Origin of the sequence: Yersinia mollaretii ATCC 43969, from assembly GCF_013282725.1 — a bacterium.
In the GTDB taxonomy this organism is placed as follows: domain Bacteria; phylum Pseudomonadota; class Gammaproteobacteria; order Enterobacterales; family Enterobacteriaceae; genus Yersinia; species Yersinia mollaretii.
Genome location: NZ_CP054043.1, coordinates 1,057,016 through 1,075,066 on the forward strand (window position 1 = coordinate 1,057,016; position 18,051 = coordinate 1,075,066).

Sequence of the window (18,051 nt, forward strand, 5' to 3'; positions counted from 1 at the left end):
TAAATAAAAGGGCAACGCTATGTTGCCCTGAAGTTATTGACAGAGTGCCAGCGGCGGAGAGAACAGGCGGATCGTAAAGACGCCGTAAACCCCTCCATGGGGGCTCGAGCCGCGCCCTCCCTGGCGCGGACGCTTTACTCTTCCGACTGTCCTCACCGTTCCAGATCGAGTCATCTCCTCTAGAAAGCTACTGTGTCTGTTGGTTATCGCTATTATCCGATTCCAGTTCTTCGTTCGCTTGCGCCGATTTACGCGCTTTCAGCTTGAACAAGATCCAGAACACCAGCGCCACGCTAAGAATAGAGGGAACAAAGTTCGAACCAATCGCCGGATGCTCAACTCGCACAATCGCGCTGTAGAGCAAAATGCCCAGCAAGAAACAGGCTGAAGCCAGCACTGGCAAGCCCTGTGGCATGGCAAAATTGAGGTAGCGTTGGTGCAGACAATAAACCGCCAATATTAATGCCAGCAGCGGAAAAATTGAAAAAGGGACGAACGCGCTAAAGAGTGCGTTAAATGAACCATTTACGGCCAACCCTGTTATCAACGCCAGTAGCAGAGTGCCGATTTCACGGCGAGGCTGTTTTTCAGCGTGAGACGGTTTTTCAGAGTAAGACTGCTTTTCAGCGTGAGACGGTTTCTCTGGATTCATTGGCGTTTCAGGATCAGCGTGTTTTTCTGGGTTAGAGTGTTCCATCATTTTCCTTTCCTTATGACGTGCGGGAAACGGCGAGCTTCTCCTGCTCGCGACGATACCAATAATAAGCGCCCTTGGAGATCATCCGCAGTTGCAAGACCAAGCGTTCTTCTAACTGTCGCCGCTGTTCAATATCCACGTCCAGCACTTCTGCACCGGCACTGAAGACAATTGTGACCATGGCCTCAGCTTGCGCTTCGGTGAAGCTGCGCGGCATGTGATTTTCCAGCTCAAGGTAATCGGCCAGCTCGGCAATAAAATGCTGAATTTCACGCGCAACCGCTGCACGGAAAGCCGCAGAGGTGCCGGAACGCTCCCGCAGCAATAAGCGGAAAGCATTGGGGTTATTGCCGATAAATTCCATAAATGTAGAAACTGACGTGCGGATAACACTGCCGCCCTTGGCAATTCGCTGGCGTGCCTGACGCATCAGTTGGCGTAACATCAGGCCGCTTTCATCGACCATCGTCAAGCCAAGCTCGTCAACATCACGGAAATGCCGATAAAAAGAAGTCGGCGCAATGCCAGCTTCACGAGAGACCTCCCGCAAACTTAAGCTGGCAAAACTCCGCTCAGCACTTAGCTGACTGAACGCCGCTTCGATAAGGGAACGACGAGTCCGCTCTTTTTGTTGTGCTCTGACGCCCATAATCGTGCCCAAGGGATATCCAAATTCTCAATCTAAGACATATAGTCAGCAATATACCAAACTTTATAGTAACAACCGTTATACAAACGCATCATCCCAAGACGGAATTGCTGCTTTACAGCATCCATCACAATGATTTACCCATTGTTGATTGGGTTATACCGGGAATGATGTTAATATCTCGTTGTAATTTTGTATAATAATAGGTCTCTCCTACATGCAACAGCACTTCCATTTTGATGCCATTGTGATTGGCTCGGGTCCTGGCGGTGAAGGTGCCGCTATGGGGTTGGTCAAGCAAGGCGCCCGCGTTGCCGTGATTGAGCGGTACAATAATGTGGGCGGTGGATGTACCCATTGGGGCACCATCCCGTCCAAAGCATTGCGCCACGCCGTTAGCCGTATTATCGAATTCAACCAAAACCCACTCTACAGCGACAATGCCCGAACCATCAGCTCCTCTTTCGCTGATATTTTAAGCCATGCGGATCGCGTGATTAACCAGCAAACCCGTATGCGCCAAGGCTTTTACGATCGCAACCACTGCCAGATGTTCTCCGGCGATGCCAGCTTCATTGATGCCAATACAATCAATGTCCGTTATGCCGATGGCACCAACGATACACTGCGCGCCGATAATATCGTCATTGCGACCGGTTCACGCCCCTATCGCCCGGCAGGCGTTGATTTCACCCATGAACGTATTTATGACAGTGATACTATTTTGCAGCTCAGCCATGAGCCACAACACGTCATTATTTATGGCGCGGGGGTGATTGGCTGTGAATATGCGTCAATCTTCCGTGGCCTGAGTGTCAAAGTGGATTTGATTAATACCCGTGACCGCTTGCTGGCTTTCCTTGATCAGGAGATGTCAGATGCCCTCTCTTACCACTTCTGGAATAACGGCGTGGTTATCCGCCACAACGAAGAGTTTGAGCAGATTGAAGGGACGGTTGATGGGGTTATCGTTCATTTGAAATCAGGCAAGAAAGTCAAAGCGGACTGTTTGTTGTACGCCAATGGCCGCACGGGGAATACCAGCGGCTTAGGGCTGGAAAAAATTGGTTTGGAAGCGGATAGCCGTGGCCTGCTGAAGGTCAACAGCATGTACCAGACCGCGCTACCCCATGTGTATGCCGTCGGCGACGTGATTGGTTATCCGAGTCTGGCCTCTGCGGCCTATGATCAGGGGCGGATTGCCGCACAAGCAATGATCAAAGGTGAAGCCAATGTTCACTTGATCGAAGATATCCCGACTGGCATTTATACCATTCCTGAGATCAGTTCTGTCGGTAAAACCGAGCAGGATCTGACCGCAATGAAAGTGCCTTACGAGGTGGGCCGGGCGCAGTTTAAACACTTGGCGCGCGCACAAATTGTTGGGATGAATACCGGCAGCTTGAAAATCCTATTCCATCGGGAGACCAAACAGATCCTCGGCATTCACTGCTTTGGTGAACGCGCGGCTGAGATTATCCACATTGGACAGGCCATCATGGAGCAAAAAGGCGAAGGTAATACCATCGAGTATTTCGTCAATACTACCTTCAACTATCCCACCATGGCTGAAGCCTATCGTGTGGCGGCGCTCAATGGTTTAAACCGCCTGTTTTAGTTCTTCGCTCATGCGTGGTTGCATGTGCTCACGTATCGCCTCGGCAAGTTGCTCATAGCGGCCACGTAATGGGGAGCCGGGGCGGTAGACCAAAGCAATGGTGCGCTTGGGGACGGGCTTGTAGCATTCCAGATAGCATACGCCGTCACGCTTTCTTTCATTCGGCACCGCCAATGAAGGCAACAGCGTGATGCCGCTGCCTGCGGCGACCATGTTGCGCAAGGTCTCTAAACTGGTGGCACGGAAATGCGTGTCCTCTTCAGCGCCCGCTTGGAAGCAAAAACCCATCGCCTGATCGCGCAAACAGTGACCATCTTCCAGCATCAGCAATTTCTCGCCAGCCAGTTCATGCATCTGCACTCGATCACGATCTGCCCACGGATGATCGGCGTAAATCGCCAGTTGCATGGGTTCGTCAAACAGCGGAACTTCAATAAACGCCTCAGTCTCTTTGACCAGTGCCAGAATGGCACAATCCAGCTTGCCACTGTCTAGCTGGGCTAGCAGGTTTTGGGTCTGCGCTTCATGCAGATACATTTCCAGTTTTGGGAATGCTTGATGCAGCGTAGGAATGATTTGCGGCAACAGATAAGGCCCGACAGTAGGAATCAGCCCGATATGCAGCGGGCCAGACATGCTTTCGCCCTGTAAACTGGCCATCTCTTTCAGTACTTTGACTTCCCGTAGTACCGTTCTGGCCTGCTCCACCAGCAATAATCCGGCCTGCGTAAACAGAACCTTACGGCTGGTGCGCTCTAATAGCATCACACCCAACTCATCTTCCAGTTTACGGATTTGGCCGCTTAACGTGGGTTGGCTGACATGACAAGAGTCGGCAGCACGCCGGAAATGCCTGAATTCAGCCAGCGCCACCAAGTATTCTAGATCTCGAATATTCATCGATACTCCGTTTTATGATAGCCATTGACGATAGATAAGATAGCAACCAGTGATTAGAACTATCAAGCGATAAAATGAATAATGTGTCCCAACGAAGAATGACTTCAAAAAATTTAAATATTTCAGTTTCCAATTAAGGAGTTACACATGTTCGCAAGCCAAGAAGGGAAAAAAGTCCCACAGGTTACTTTCCATACCCGTCAGGGCGACCAGTGGATTGATGTCACCACCGACGAGCTATTCAACAACAAAACGGTGATTGTGTTTTCACTGCCGGGTGCGTTTACTCCGACCTGCTCTTCCAGCCATCTGCCACGTTATAACGAGCTGGCCAGTGTGTTTAAACAGCACGGTGTTGATAGCATTCTCTGTGTGTCCGTCAATGACACTTTCGTGATGAATGCTTGGAAAGCGGATCAGAGTGCTGAAAATATTACCTTTATTCCAGACGGCAACGGTGAATTCACCAAAGGCATGAATATGCTGGTTGAGAAGGCGGATCTGGGCTTCGGGCCACGTTCATGGCGTTACTCCATGCTAGTACGTAATGGCGTGGTTGAGAAAATGTTTGTGGAACCCAACAAGCCGGGCGACCCGTTTGAAGTCTCTGACGCCGACACCATGCTGAAATATCTGGCACCTGATTTTAAAGTACAGGAATCTGTTTCTGTCTTTACCAAACCGGGCTGCCCATTCTGCGCCAAAGCGAAACAAATGCTGCAAGAGCGCGGCATTCAATATGAAGAGATCGTGCTGGGCAAAGATGCAACCACTGTCAGTCTGCGCGCCGTCACTGGCCGTGGCACTGTACCGCAAGTCTTTATCGGCGGACGACACATCGGTGGCAGTGATGATTTAGAGAATTACCTGTCTGCCTAATAACATCAATAAAAATGAAGATAAAGTGAAGTAATTTGGTAGGCTTCGGCCTACCCTTTTTTTCTATTTATTAAATTTTCTATTTTGCTGTTCTTGCTGTTTTCCCTGTTAGGAGTAGACATGAAAACCTTAAACGTTGATGTCGCCGTGATCGGCGGTGGCACGGCTGGACTTGGCGCTTATCGCGCTGCCAAACTATCGACCCCAAGTGTGGTGATGATTGAAGGTGGCGAGTACGGCACCACCTGCGCACGCGTCGGTTGCATGCCATCCAAACTGTTGATTGCGGCAGCTGATGCAGTGCATCACATTGAACAAGCCCCCGGATTCGGTATTCATCCGCAAGGCGAAACCCTGATTAATGGCCGTGAAGTGATGGATCGCGTTAAGCGTGAACGCGACCGTTTTGTCGGCTTCGTACTGGAAGGCGTCGATAACATTCCGGCGGCAGATAAAATTCAGGGCTATGCTCGCTTTATAGATGACAACACCCTGCAAGTGGATGATCACACGCGCATTGTTGCGCAGCGCATCGTGATCGCCACCGGCTCCCGTCCCACTTGGCCCGCCGTCTGGAATGAGCTAGGTGAGCGACTGATTGTGAATGATGATGTGTTTGACTGGGATGATTTACCCGAATCTGTCGCTGTTTTCGGCCCCGGCGTTATCGGGCTGGAGCTGGGTCAAGCACTGCACCGATTGGGAGTTCAGGTAAAAGTGTTCGGTGTGGGCGGGGGTGTTGGCCCGCTGACGGATAGCATTGTGCGCAATTACGCCGCGAAAACGCTGGGTGAAGAGTTCTATCTTGATCCGGATGTGAAAGTTGAAGTGATGCAGCGGGAAGGGGATAAAGTCTTTATTCGTTATCTGGATAAAGCCGATAAGCCGCAAGAGATGATGGTGGATTATGTTTTAGCCGCCACGGGTCGGCGTCCTAATGTTGATAAGCTGGGTTTGGAAAACACCTCGCTGGTGCTTGATGAGCGCGGCGTCCCCCCAGCCGACAAGCTGACGATGCAAACCAGTGTGCCACATATCTTTATTGCCGGTGATGCCAGTAACCAATTGCCATTACTGCATGAAGCGAGCGATCAGGCTCGTATTGCTGGAGTGAATGCCGGAGGGTTCCCAGAAGTGGTGCCCGGCTTACGTCGTAGCCCCATTTCGGTGGTTTTCTCTGATCCACAGATTGCGATGGTAGGCTCTACTTTCCGCGAATTGACGCAAAAATTTAGCGCCTGCGGCTGTTTTGAAATCGGTGAAGTCTCTTTTGAAAATCAGGGTCGCTCGCGGGTGATGCTGAAAAATAAAGGTATTTTGCGGGTTTATGGCGAGCAAGGCACAGGCCGTTTTTTGGGTGCCGAGATGATGGGGCCAAGCGCTGAACATATTGCGCACCTGTTGGCTTGGGCGCATCAACAGCAAATGACCATCGATCAGATGCTCGATATGCCATTCTATCATCCGGTCATTGAGGAGGGATTGCGTACCGCGCTGCGTGATTTGCAGTCCAAACTAAAAGTGGGTGCCGACGAAGCCGAACGCTGTCTGCGCTGCCCGGGCGAATAATATTACTGCTGATTATGACTCTCTGACTAAGCCGGGCTGTTATGCCCGGTTTTTTTATGCCCTTTTTTGCGCACGGCCTCCACGCATTTGAGCATCATGCTTGGCAAGCCAGTCGGTAAGGCTCACTGTTTGCCAAGTTCTAACCGCTTAATCGCGAGTTAAAACGTGAATATTGATTTGATATCGATAGTGATACTAAAATGGAGGCGTAATGAGAGACATGGAGAGTCGGGTTGCTCGGATAAAAGCTAACCCCGCTGGGGTGAAATTCCGCGAACGGGTCAAAATCTGTAATTTCTATTTTGGCTTTCCCAGACATTACTCCAGTAGCCATCATGTTTACGGCACACCTTGGCAGGGTGACCCACGGATTAACATTCAAAAGGATAGCAGTGGGATGGCAAAGTTTTACCAAGTAAAACAGGTGATTGCTGCTTTGGCTAAACTTGAGGAAAGGGATCATGGTTAATATCGAGCATTACACGTACCGCATTACTTGGTCGGCAGAGGATGCTGAGTTCGTTGGTTTATGTGCAGAATTCCCCAGTTTGTCATGGCTGGCAGGGGATCGTATCGAGGCACTGACAGGGATTACCACCTTGGTTGCCGATATCCTGCAAGATATGCAAGCCAATGGTATAACGCCACCAGAGCCCTTAGCCGAAAAGCATTATAGCGGGAAATTGGTCCTTCGCTTACCCCCTGAACAGCATCGGCGTCTGGCAATTAGTGCCTCAGAAGAAGGGGTGAGTCTAAATCGTTATCTGTGCGCGCGATTGGCTGTCTGAATCGGATTTAACGCCACGGGGTGAGCTTTGTCACTCCCGTGGCGTTAAATCACCAACCTCATGAATTGACTTAATTCATAGCAATACTATTCCTAATGACACTCACCGATTTTTATTTTTGAGATCAAAACTAATGGGTAGCGCCAATGTTATCTGCCCATGTGATAGCAACTCGGTAGGGGGTTTAGGTAGAGGCTGCGCACGTTTGAGCAGTGCCAGAGCTTCGTGATCTAAAATAGCGACCCCGCTGCTATTGATCAGTTGAGCCGAGAGAACATCCCCCTGTTTATTGACCACAAAACGAATCGTGGCAGTGCCTTGCTGACGCTGTTTTTTGGCGATAGGTGGATAACGTTTATAGCCCATCAGATGCCCTTGTAAGCGGCTTCTCCAATTCAATTTAATCTGCTGCATATGCAAAGAATCACTGTTGGTCGCGGCGGCAATTTGTTGGTTCTCACCCGACAGTGTGCTGCTGCTGGTTACTGCGGAGGGGGCGGGTTTGCTACGATTCACTGGCGTGTCTTCCATGATGGGCTTGCGCGGCTTAATGACCTCTTTTGGTGTTCGTTTGGCTTTAGTCGGCTCTTTTTTAACTCTCTCTCGCTCTTTTTCAACGATCAGAACTGCATTGGGTTGTTCTGGGGCGGTCAGCAACTCGCTCACTTGCTCTGGCTGACTTTCCGCTGGTTCAACTTCCGGTTCGCTGACTGCCTGAGTGATACCCACCACCGGGTTTTGTTCTACATTGGGGGTGAACTCTGGCTCGGCTGACAACCCGAGCATCACCGCCACCGGATACGGGTAGGGTGGCGTTACCGCGACAGCGGGAGCACTCAACCACCAAAGCAGATATACATGAACACAACTCGCAAATAAGGCACTTCCCAACCAAAGTAGAATGCGGTTGTTATTCTGTTGTATTTTCATCAATTAAATCACTATATTCCTTTATCTTTAATGAGTTATGAAAATAACTCATCGCGACAATTACTCTTCGGCAAACGCGACATACAGACGGTCGGTTAGCGGCTTAAACAGATAATTGAGCAATGATCGCTCCCCAGTACGGATAAAAACATCAACCGACATACCCGGTCGGATTTTTAGCGGGGTTTGATTTGTATCAATCGCGATAGTTAAAGGGTAATAGGGTTCTAAAGTTTGTGGATGCTGTATGCGATCAGCCCCAATACGTAATACCGAGCCGTATAATCGTGGGGTAGTACTTTGATTAAAGGCAGAAAAATTAAGGTCGACCGGTAAGCCCACCATGGCTTTATCAATTAGCGCCACTGGCAACTGGGCTTCAACTAACAAGGGCTGCCCGCTGGGAACCAGCTCCATCAATGTTTGCCCACTACTCACCACACCTCCGACAGTGTGTTGTGCCAGTGCAATAATCGAACCGCTGACGGGGGCGATAATGCGGGTATTGTCCAATTCATACTCCGCAACACTCAAACGTTGCGTTAACTCTTGGGTACTTTGCTGCGCTTTGGCTAATTGCTCGCGATTCTCACTTTGATACTGTTCGTGCCGTTGTGAAATATGCTGTTCCGTTTCATCAATGAGCTTATAAGCCTCCGCGATATCGCTGGCGTCCTGCTCAACTCTGGTACGCAGTGAAATGGCCTGACGCTCCATATCCAATAATTGATTTTTGGCAACATGGCCATTTTTTGCCAACGACTGCACGCCATCCAATTGCTGTTGGAATAGGTCGAGTTGCTGTTGGTTATTATCCCGCAGCACTTGTAATCCACTCTGCCGACTCTGATGGCGCGTAATTTGTGCAGATAAACGTGCAATTTCACTCAGTTGAGCTTGGCGGCGATGCTGAAAAAGTTGTTGCTGCAAAACAGTGATACGTTCAACCACCTGTTGCGCGGGATCCTGAAGCAATGCCTCTGGGAAATGAATCTCAGGTAAATCATGTTGCTCGGCGATTAAGCGGGACTCCTGAGCCAGCGCACTGAGGTACTGATGCTGTAGATTATCCCGATGACTGCGAATCGCAGTATCATCCAGCGTGATGAGTAACTGCCCTTCCGTGACTTCATCCCCCTCGCCGACATGTAATTGCTGAATTCGTCCGCCTTGTAACGGCTGGATCACTTTACGGTTTTCGGCAACGACAATGTGCCCCATAACCGCAATTCCTTTATCCAAAGGTGCCAGCCCGGCCCAAAGTAAAAAACCGATGAAGCCTCCAAAGATCAATAATCCACCTAAGCTAAGATAGCTCCCGCTATCGCTTTGTAATGGGGGTAAGTTTTGCTGTCGGCTGCCCATATCAGTAGTCAGATCACGACCTGTTTCAGGTAACATCGGTTATCTCCCATCCGTGGTATATCTCATTAATGTCATGATTTTTGTGATGCCGTGCGGGCTGATGCGATACCATATGACATGTCGCTACCCCAACTCTTTTTACTATTGAATGCTTTTACATCAGCGTTGACCTTGGACTTGTCCTGCCCCTTAACGCTTTGTAAAACCGCCTCAGTACGATCAAACAGTTCCATTCGGCCATTATTGAGCAATAGCAAATAGTCACTACCGGATAATAACTCTGGCTTATGGGTGATCATCACGATGGTGCTGCCCTGCTGTTTGAGTTGGATGATGCTATTCAGTAAGGCTTTTTCACCCTCTTTATCCAGACTGGCATTGGGTTCATCCAGCACAATAAGTCGTGGTATGCCGTACATGGCCCGCGCCAAAGCAATACGCTGGCGTTGACCGCCGGATAGCCCTTCGCCGCCATCCCCTAGCTGAGTATCATAGCCTTGCGGCATATGCAGAATGAGATCGTGCACATCCGCGAACTGCGCTGCTGCGATCACTTTTTTGGTATCAACCGGGCCAAAGCGCGAGATATTTTCAGCAATCGACCCACGAAATAGCTGGATATCTTGCGGCAGGTAACCAATAAATTCCCCTAAGCGGGTTTTATCCCATTGCGCAAGATTGGCACTGTCTAAGCGAACTGAGCCGCTAAAGGCGGGTTTACATGCTACCAATAGTTTCGCCAAGGTAGATTTACCACTACCCGACGGCCCCAAAACACCAAGGACATCACCGGGTTGCAACTCAAAATTGATGGCCTGTAACACCGGAATATGGGTGCCAGGTTTACAAACGGTTAGCTGTGTCACACTCAATTTCCCCGTTGGGGGAGAGAGATGCATACCCGTCTGTTCGGGTGGGTGCTGCGCCAATAAGTCAGAGAGTCGTTGATAAGCCAATCGGGCATGACTCCACTGTTTCCAGACCGCAATTAATTGATCAATTGGGCTTAATACCCGCCCAATTAAGATAGAACCCGCAATCATGACGCCCGCCGTAATTGCGCCATCAATAACCAACAATGCGCCCAGACCTAGCATCATTGATTGCAGCGCCTGACGGCTGGATTTAGATAAGGCGGTGACGCGACTACTTTTATCGCTGGCAATATTTTGTTGATAGAGGAAATGTGAATGCTGCTTAAGCCAGCGTTCGCGCATGGCTTTTAGCATCCCCATCGCTTCAATGGCATCGGCGTTACGCAAATTCGCATTGGCTTGTTGAGTGGCCTGTGAGGTGATGTTTGATGCTTCTTTCAGTGGTTTTTTACATACCCAATGATTAAGCCATGCCAGAAAAATAAGCATACAAGCACCTGCCGCAGCCAATGCGCCTAACCATGGATGGAGCAGAAAAATGACAAACAGATAAAATGGGAACCAAGGTGCATCGAAGAAGGCGAAAAGTGCGTTGCCGGTGGCAAATTGACGCAAAGCTGTTAGGTCATTCAATGCTTGAGCTGCTGGAGTTTTATGACCCATCAGTTGTGAGGCAAATGCAGCATTAAATACCTGCTGATTAAGTTGCATATCAATGCGAGTTCCCAAACGGATAACCACCGCACTTCGAACCCACTCTAAAAGCCCAATAAATACAAATATACCCAGCACCAATATAGTGAGCATCAATAATGTCATGGTATTCGCTGACGCAAGAACACGGTCATAAACCTGCAACATATAAATAGCAGGGGCAAGCATCAATAAATTTATTACCGCTGTAAATAACCCAATACCCCAAAGGTTTTTTTTGTGATGGGTGAGAACGGAGAGAATAGTCGGTGAAGATGATGAAAAACCGGTATTATTACTTGATTCCATGGCGTCCATTTCCATACAAATACAGAGGCTTTCGTGATTGATTTAACTTTATGCATAATGTCTATTTGATTTATTAGAATGCAATATTTATCAGAGCACACTCATTTTCAGTCTTAATGAGCTCAGAGGGAGAATATTAATCACCGCCAATAAAAAAATTAATATCCCCAAAAAAACATGGCGGTGATATTTTGCCCAACTCAATAGCATTTAATCTGAAGATCATTTCCTGATGACTATTTTAGGCAACCTATAAGATATTTTAGGCGGCTAATAAGATAATAGTGACGTCAGTTCCATCAGCCATACCTACAGTGTTAATAATGATTGGCGCATCGGCTAAAACTTCACTCGTCATATCGAACTGACTAGCGATAGCCATATCTTTCAGTGGTGTATTGATATCAATACCTTTGGCTTGGAGCACGTCCAGCAATGGGGTTGCATTGCCACACATCAACCCATAGATGACCTTGTGTGTCTCACCCTGTTGGTTCTCTGCCATCGTTTTGGTGGCATCATATTCACCAATAATATCTAGCCCGCTTAATATCAGTTGCCGCTCATCAAGCTGTTGACTATTAACGCCAAAGTCATAGTGATCACCCAGATCCAAGTTTTCAATTTTACCGTAGAAAATACAGGGCTGGGCAGCGCAACGTATACTCCCTTGGACAACCATTGCCGCCTCAGTTCCATGAGAGCTACCCACGGTATATTGATTGTGAGAATCACCAACAAAGTCGCCCGTAAAGGTGCCATAATCTTTCCATTCTGCCTGCCTTATATCACCATTTTTCGTCGCCCATGCTTGAGTATAAGAAGAGAGGGTAGAATCAGCGAACTTACTATTATATTGAATTGTTACTGTCATAATAAAATCCTCTTCTGTCTTTGCCGTTTAGGCCGCTATTAACATTGCCGAGTCGAAATCATCAGTCATACCAATTGTGCCAATAATTGGCGCATCAGCTTGAACTTCACTCGGAGAATCAAATAGACTGGCGATAGCCAGATCTTTCAGTGGCGTATTGATATCAATACCTTTGGTCTGGAGTATTTCCAGCAATGGGGTGGCATTACCGCACATTAAGCCATAAATAATCTTGTGTGTTTCACCCTGTTCATTCTCTGCCATCGTTTTAGTAGCATCATATTCGCTGGTAATATCAAGCCCACTTAATTTCAGTTGCCGCTCATCAAGCTGCTGACTAACAATATCAAAATCATAGTGATCACCCAGTTCCAAGTTTTCAATTTTGCCATAATAAACGACAGCAGAACGTATATTACCTTGCACAATCATTGCAGCCTCAGTTCCATGAGAGCTACCCACTACATATTGGTTCTGAAAATCACTAACAAAATCACCATAAAAAGAGCCAAGATATTTATGTTCTATCTCTCTTATATCACCATTTCTCGTCGTCCACATTTGAGTATAAGAAGAGAGGGTAGAATCAGCGAATTCGCTACTATATTGAATAGTGACTGTCATAATAAAATCCTTTTCTGTTTTTACCGTTTAGGCCGCCATTAACATGGCCGAGTCAAAATCATCAGTAATACCAATTGCATCAATGACTGGTGCATCAGTCAGAACTTCACTCGTCGTATCAAACGGACTAGCAATCGCCATCTCTTTCAGTGGGGTATTGATCTTAATACCTTTGCTCTTGAGTATTTCCAGTAATGGATCAGCATCGCCCCGCATCAAACCATCAATGACCTTATGCACCTCACCTTGTTGGTTCTCTGCCGTTGTCTTGTTCGAATCAAACTCACTGGTAATATCCAACCCGCTCAATTTCAGTCTCGCTACCTCAACCTGTTTAATAAACTCTCCAGGAATTGGCATCAAGCCGTCACCCAATGTCACGCTATCTATTTTTCCTGAGAAAGTCTTATTATGACGATAACTCAGTATCGATGACTTTAGATCTCCTTCCACTATCGTCACTGCATCATTTACCGTTACTGCGTCATTTTCAGTAGCACTATCAACTAATATATATTGGTACCCGCTGTAATCACCGCTGTTAACAGTTGCAGTGAAGTCAACATACATTTTAGCTAATACTTGTGGCTGTGTTGTCTCTGTTATATTACCTATGTTTACACTACTATTCTTAACACAATTAGCGAGTGTACAATTTTCGTGATCTGAACTGCTATATTTGATCGATATATTGGTCATAAAAATATCCTTTTCTATCTGACTTTATTAACTCATTAGGCCGCCATTAATATTTCGGCGCTATCAGATGTGCCGACGGTATCAACGACGGGTATATCGGCCATAACTTCGTTAGTCGCACTAAATTGGCTGGCGATTGCCAGATCTTTCAGTGGCGTATTGATATCAACACCTCTGGCCTGAAGTATTTCTAGTAATGGTTCGGCATTACCCCGAATCAAACCATCAATGACTTTATGAACCTCACCCTGGTGGTTCTCTGTTATTGTTTTGCCTGCATCAAATTCACTGGAAATGCCCAACCCGCTCAATTTTAGTTGCGATTCATCAAGCTGTTTACCCATTCCATCAGGATTAGGGTTCAAGTCTTTACCCAGCATCAAACTCTCTATCTTGCCGTAAAAGGTATACTGAGGTGTATGGGAGTAGAATAAACTCCCTTCGACAATAATATCAGTGTTACTTTTGCAACTGGTGCCTGCATCAATGCCAATAAAATCGTAACCTACCGCATCGTCAGAAGAGTCATCACACATGCTGGCTAATGCCTGTGCTTCTTTTGTCTCCGTTGTATCATTACTTATTGTCTCTTTTCTATTCTTTACTTTCAGGGTCTGACTATAACTCGCGAGGGTAGCACTTCCTAATGGAGCATTAAATTGAATGCTTACGGTCATAAATAATATCCTTTTTAAATAAAAAATATTACTCGTTGCTGAGTAATACCCCGATATTCATATTTAAAAACAATATAGATAACACAATCACAATTAGGTATTAAATAATGTGAGCCACCGCCGTAGCCAATATACCAGAGTGCGGCGGTGGCGCATTTACTACCTAGTCAGAAAATCCTTTTCTGTCTGGCTTTCTTAGGCACTTAGGCCGCCATCAATATTTCAACATTGTCAGATGCACCAACTGTATCAACGACAGGTGAATCAGCCATGACGTCACTGGTGGTATCAAGCTGGCTGGCGATATCCAGATCTTTAAACTTGGTATCCACATCAATGCCTTTGGCTTTGAGGATGTCCAACATTGGATCGGCATTGCCTTTCATTAAGCCATGTACCGATTTCTGCATATCAGTATCACGATTTTCGGCCACTGACTTGGCAGCATCAAATTCACCAGAAATATCCAGACCGTTAAAGGTGACTTGCACATCTGCAAAAGCTTTACCCACACCATTAGAATTAGCAATTAATTCATGACCAAACTGCATGCCAGTTATTTGACCATGGAAAGCATGGGCTGCAAAAGCATAGCTTAAAGTCCCTTCAACAATCATCCCCATATCAGTACCGTGAGAACTGCCTATGGAATATTGGGTACCATCAAGCATTCCCCCGCCAGCAAACTGACCACGATCTTTGGTTGCCGCTTGATCTATATCACCGAAGTTCTCAGCCCAGTTATTAAGATAAGAAGTGATGCTGTGATCAGCAAACTCGCTGTTATATTTAATGGTTGTACTCATAATAATATCCTTTTAATTAATGATTACCACTCCGAAATATAGCTTATTGCTAAGCTATTCACTCAATAGGTAAATAATATATTCACCTAAAGACTTTATAACTCAAAATTTATACTCAAAACCACCCTGAATAGTTCTACCACGATTCGGGGCAAAAGAGAGTGTATCTCCATAGCTGACTAAATATGCACGATTAGTTATATTTTCTATTGAACTTCGTAGCGTTAAACTATTAGTCACCTTATAGCTAGTATAGAGATCTAATATTATATACTCGGGCCAATCTGCCACATAAACAACATTGGGCAACCCATATTTATTAAGCACCGACTTATCCTGATGTCCTTTGTTATAACGGATAACAGTGCCGAGATCCAGCTTTTGATCAAATATTCTTCCGCCGAAATTAAAGCTACCACGATCGCCGGGCAAATAAGCTGATGAGCCAAATGACGCACTTGCCGCATAACATTCAATTCTATTATTCATGTCAGGATCATCAACTGGATAACGCTCTTTTTTATTGATTCGTTTACCTTTTTGCACTCCACCTAACCAAGCCACTTTTGAACATATATTATTTTCACCAATCATTCTGGTATAATTTATATTTGTATAAAATAACCCAGCATCATAACTTAATTGATATTCCAGACCACGAAAATAAGTTTGCAGTAAATTATTTACATAGGTTACATCAGTGAAAGATCCGCCACCCAATTTTGGTCTCGTCTTGGATAATTGAAGATTGGCATAATTACTCACTCGGGTATCAAAATATGCCACCTTAGCCACAAAGCGATCTTCACTGATAAACAGACCCGTTTGTTGAATATTAACACCCAGCTCCCATGCTTTAGAATGCTCCGCTGCCAACAAAGGGTTGGGTAAAACCCACCCATGACCGTGTGCACTGCCCGTCGCCAACGCCTCCGTCATTGCCGGTGGTCGCCAGGATTTACCATAAGTGCCAAAAAACTCTAGCCACTGTGCGCCGGGCTTAATACCAACCGCCGCCGTGGGTGAAAGTTGCCGTTCATGGCGATCCACATCCCAAGTCATCATTGATAGAACAGTAGATGAACATCGTGTGTTTGCTCTTTCGGATTGCTCATCTCGTTTGGGGTCACAAGGGTTCTCAAGGGTATAGGGTTTGCGGAACCCTTTGACATACATCCAGGTATTACCCTGCAAACGAAACTGGTCATAACGCAACCCCCCTTCCAGCCGCAGCCAATCAGCATAATCGTAATTAAGCTGGGCAAAAGTACTGGTGATTGTCCGCTTACCCGGGGGGGTTAACCCATTCACACTCATGCCCACAGGGGTACGTTCAATCATATAGTCGTTGGTTGTATTGCCTCTGGAGCGGTCACTAAACCACTCAAGGCCATAGTTGATGCGTAATTGATGTTGGTCGTCGGGGGTAAATAAACTGCTGTTTTGCAGTTGTAGACCTTGGGTTGTTAAACGGGTTTGAGTCCAGAATGGTTTTCGAAAAATAGTGTTTGCATTATGTGTATCGGTTATATCATCAGTATCAACGTAATAGATTTTTGCTGTTAGATCCAGCCAGGCAATGTGCTCCGGCTTTAAGCTATAATCTAGCCCAATATTACGGTTGTTCACTTCAGTCATACTGCTGCTCAGCCAACCGTATATCGGGGTTGACATATTAAGACCTACCTCGGTAAATATACCCGCATTGGGGCTGTCTACTTGGGTTTGTAGATAACTGAATGCCAAGCGCTGATCAGCGGATACATTCCAACCTATTTTTGCCAACTGCGAATGCATTTTAAAATCAGTAAATGAGACTTTTTTCTTTTTCAGGGCAGTATCAAATATTGTATGGTTATATTTAGATCCAATGCGAATTTCACCAAGTTCTCCCTTATTACCCGGCCAGTAATCTTTCAAATTACGTTCACTGGTCGCTAATAATATATCACCATACTCATTACCCACCGCCAGCATTGCGCTGCCAATAAACTGGGTGCCATTATCTCCGGTCATGGCGCGTACTTTACCGCCAATCTCTTTTCCCGGCTCAAGAAAATCGCTGGCATTGATGGTATTAAAGGTGGCAATCCCGCCAATCATACCCGCACCGCCAATACCACTGATCGCGCCTTTCTCTATTATGACGTTACTCAGAATTTCCGGATCAATATACATTACGCCATTGCGTTGACCGTGGCCGCTTTTCATAAAATTCTGTCGCATCCCGTCAATATTCATATTCACGCGGCCAAAATCTTGCATACCACGGATATTGATCGATAACCCTGGCTCTTGCTGGCTAACACTAGAGTAGACTCCCGGCGTTTGCTCTAATATATCCGCTGCATGGCGCGCGGGTCGGTTATCCATTTGTTCACGGGAGATTTCGCTAACCGAGCGTATTTCATCATAGACCCAGTCGCCCTCATAAGCATGGCTCGCCTCTTCGACTTTGAGCTTATCCAGCACCATGTCATTTTTATTCGGTGGTGCCACTGCGGTTTCAGCTTTAGCACTCTCTGAATAGCTTTGCGCCGTCAGAGCTAAAAATATACCGAGGGCGATTTTATTCAGCGCGTTTATTGTTTCTTTTTTATCTCTAACCATACTATCCATTTATGAGAACCCATCCTTATTAATACAAAAAACAATATGTATACTCATTATTGTTACTTCATGACATGCACGATAATTTTGGCAATAGTTACCCACACCGAATAATAGAAATTATCGGATAATTAATATGTTGTGACTTTCTATAAAATAGGGAAATAAATTAACCCACACAGAGGGAGGTTAAATTGAAAAAATAAAAACAATTATTTTATTAGTCGGTAAATTAATATTTCTGATTAACCTCTTCAGTTATTAGAATTGACTTAAATTTCTTTAATTCCTTAATGCTAGTAGAGGTTTTACCACAACGCCACCATTTGATAATGATTATCATAATCATTTGCGGATATAAACTCAATGCCATTCCAGTATAAAACAGTATGTGTCTGAGAATATTGATTTTATAGAAATTTTAAATAACCGTGGAATAAGGATTGCTGTAACGTGAGTTAATTTTTTCTGAATGAGATGATTAGCGAG

17 protein-coding genes and 1 pseudogene are annotated in these 18,051 nt (G+C 46.2%); 5 read left to right on the plus strand and 13 right to left on the minus strand.

Annotated features, from left to right (window positions below; genetic code table 11):
• Positions 1–32 precede the first annotated feature (32 nt).
• The 3 genes and pseudogenes from HRD69_RS20770 to fabR all read right to left on the minus strand — a co-directional run.
• Positions 33–98: pseudogene (locus HRD69_RS20770) on the minus strand (gluconate 5-dehydrogenase); the annotation flags it as partial.
• 89 nt (positions 99–187) lie between these two features.
• Entirely contained in the window at positions 188–652 is a 465-nt protein-coding gene (locus tag HRD69_RS04645) for a YijD family membrane protein (protein ID WP_072099572.1), read from the minus strand.
• Positions 653–710: 58 nt separating this feature from the next.
• Positions 711–1,346 (minus strand): HTH-type transcriptional repressor FabR, encoded by a 636-nt coding sequence (gene fabR / locus HRD69_RS04650; protein WP_004876152.1) that lies wholly within the window; start codon positions 1,344–1,346, stop codon positions 711–713.
• Positions 1,347–1,563: 217 nt separating this feature from the next.
• Between fabR and sthA the strand changes: the two genes are divergently transcribed.
• Positions 1,564–2,964, plus strand: coding sequence for a Si-specific NAD(P)(+) transhydrogenase (sthA, locus tag HRD69_RS04655; protein ID WP_004876151.1), 1,401 nt, complete (start codon positions 1,564–1,566; stop codon positions 2,962–2,964).
• On the opposite strand, the gene oxyR is transcribed toward sthA, so the two are convergent.
• Positions 2,947–3,864 carry a DNA-binding transcriptional regulator OxyR gene (gene oxyR, locus HRD69_RS04660; protein ID WP_032815056.1) on the minus strand — a complete coding sequence of 306 codons (918 nt, stop codon included), beginning with the start codon at positions 3,862–3,864 and terminating at the stop codon, positions 2,947–2,949. The two genes, sthA and oxyR, sit on opposite strands and share 18 nt — an antisense overlap.
• A gap of 147 nt (positions 3,865–4,011) precedes the next feature.
• Here oxyR and HRD69_RS04665 point away from each other — a divergent pair, with 147 nt between their 5' ends.
• From HRD69_RS04665 to HRD69_RS04680, 4 genes are all read left to right on the plus strand, one after another.
• Entirely contained in the window at positions 4,012–4,743 is a 732-nt protein-coding gene (locus tag HRD69_RS04665; protein WP_004876150.1) for a glutathione peroxidase, read from the plus strand.
• 120 nt (positions 4,744–4,863) lie between these two features.
• Positions 4,864–6,312: a dihydrolipoyl dehydrogenase gene (locus HRD69_RS04670; protein ID WP_032815055.1), complete on the plus strand. Its 1,449-nt coding sequence runs from the start codon at positions 4,864–4,866 to the stop codon at positions 6,310–6,312.
• Positions 6,313–6,523: 211 nt separating this feature from the next.
• Positions 6,524–6,781: a hypothetical protein gene (locus tag HRD69_RS04675; RefSeq protein WP_032815054.1), complete on the plus strand. Its 258-nt coding sequence runs from the start codon at positions 6,524–6,526 to the stop codon at positions 6,779–6,781.
• Positions 6,774–7,100 (plus strand): type II toxin-antitoxin system HicB family antitoxin, encoded by a 327-nt coding sequence (locus tag HRD69_RS04680; RefSeq protein ID WP_032815053.1) that lies wholly within the window; start codon positions 6,774–6,776, stop codon positions 7,098–7,100. The genes HRD69_RS04675 and HRD69_RS04680 overlap by 8 nt, the downstream gene beginning before the upstream one ends.
• Before the next feature lie 102 nt (positions 7,101–7,202).
• Here the strand turns inward: HRD69_RS04680 and HRD69_RS04685 are convergent, their stop codons facing one another.
• The 9 genes from HRD69_RS04685 to HRD69_RS04725 form a co-directional block, all read right to left on the minus strand.
• Positions 7,203–8,033, minus strand: coding sequence for a TonB family protein (locus HRD69_RS04685; protein ID WP_032815052.1), 831 nt, complete (start codon positions 8,031–8,033; stop codon positions 7,203–7,205).
• A gap of 57 nt (positions 8,034–8,090) precedes the next feature.
• Positions 8,091–9,431, minus strand: coding sequence for an HlyD family type I secretion periplasmic adaptor subunit (locus HRD69_RS04690; protein ID WP_004876145.1), 1,341 nt, complete (start codon positions 9,429–9,431; stop codon positions 8,091–8,093).
• A 35-nt stretch (positions 9,432–9,466) separates the two neighbouring features.
• On the minus strand, positions 9,467–11,287 hold the full coding sequence (locus tag HRD69_RS04695; RefSeq protein WP_004876144.1) for a type I secretion system permease/ATPase: 1,821 nt from the start codon (positions 11,285–11,287) through the stop codon (positions 9,467–9,469).
• Between the two features lie 247 nt (positions 11,288–11,534).
• On the minus strand, positions 11,535–12,146 hold the full coding sequence (locus tag HRD69_RS04700; RefSeq protein ID WP_004876142.1) for a heme acquisition protein HasA: 612 nt from the start codon (positions 12,144–12,146) through the stop codon (positions 11,535–11,537).
• A gap of 27 nt (positions 12,147–12,173) precedes the next feature.
• A complete protein-coding gene (locus tag HRD69_RS04705) occupies positions 12,174–12,770 on the minus strand; it encodes a heme acquisition protein HasA (RefSeq protein ID WP_032815049.1) in 597 nt (198 codons plus the stop codon).
• Between the two features lie 27 nt (positions 12,771–12,797).
• A complete protein-coding gene (locus HRD69_RS04710; protein ID WP_032815047.1) occupies positions 12,798–13,469 on the minus strand; it encodes a heme acquisition protein HasA in 672 nt (223 codons plus the stop codon).
• A gap of 35 nt (positions 13,470–13,504) precedes the next feature.
• On the minus strand, positions 13,505–14,146 hold the full coding sequence (locus tag HRD69_RS04715; protein ID WP_032815046.1) for a heme acquisition protein HasA: 642 nt from the start codon (positions 14,144–14,146) through the stop codon (positions 13,505–13,507).
• A 203-nt stretch (positions 14,147–14,349) separates the two neighbouring features.
• A complete protein-coding gene (locus HRD69_RS04720; RefSeq protein WP_004876138.1) occupies positions 14,350–14,952 on the minus strand; it encodes a heme acquisition protein HasA in 603 nt (200 codons plus the stop codon).
• Positions 14,953–15,054: 102 nt separating this feature from the next.
• Positions 15,055–17,571: a TonB-dependent hemoglobin/transferrin/lactoferrin family receptor gene (locus tag HRD69_RS04725; protein ID WP_032815045.1), complete on the minus strand. Its 2,517-nt coding sequence runs from the start codon at positions 17,569–17,571 to the stop codon at positions 15,055–15,057.
• Positions 17,572–18,051 lie beyond the last annotated feature (480 nt).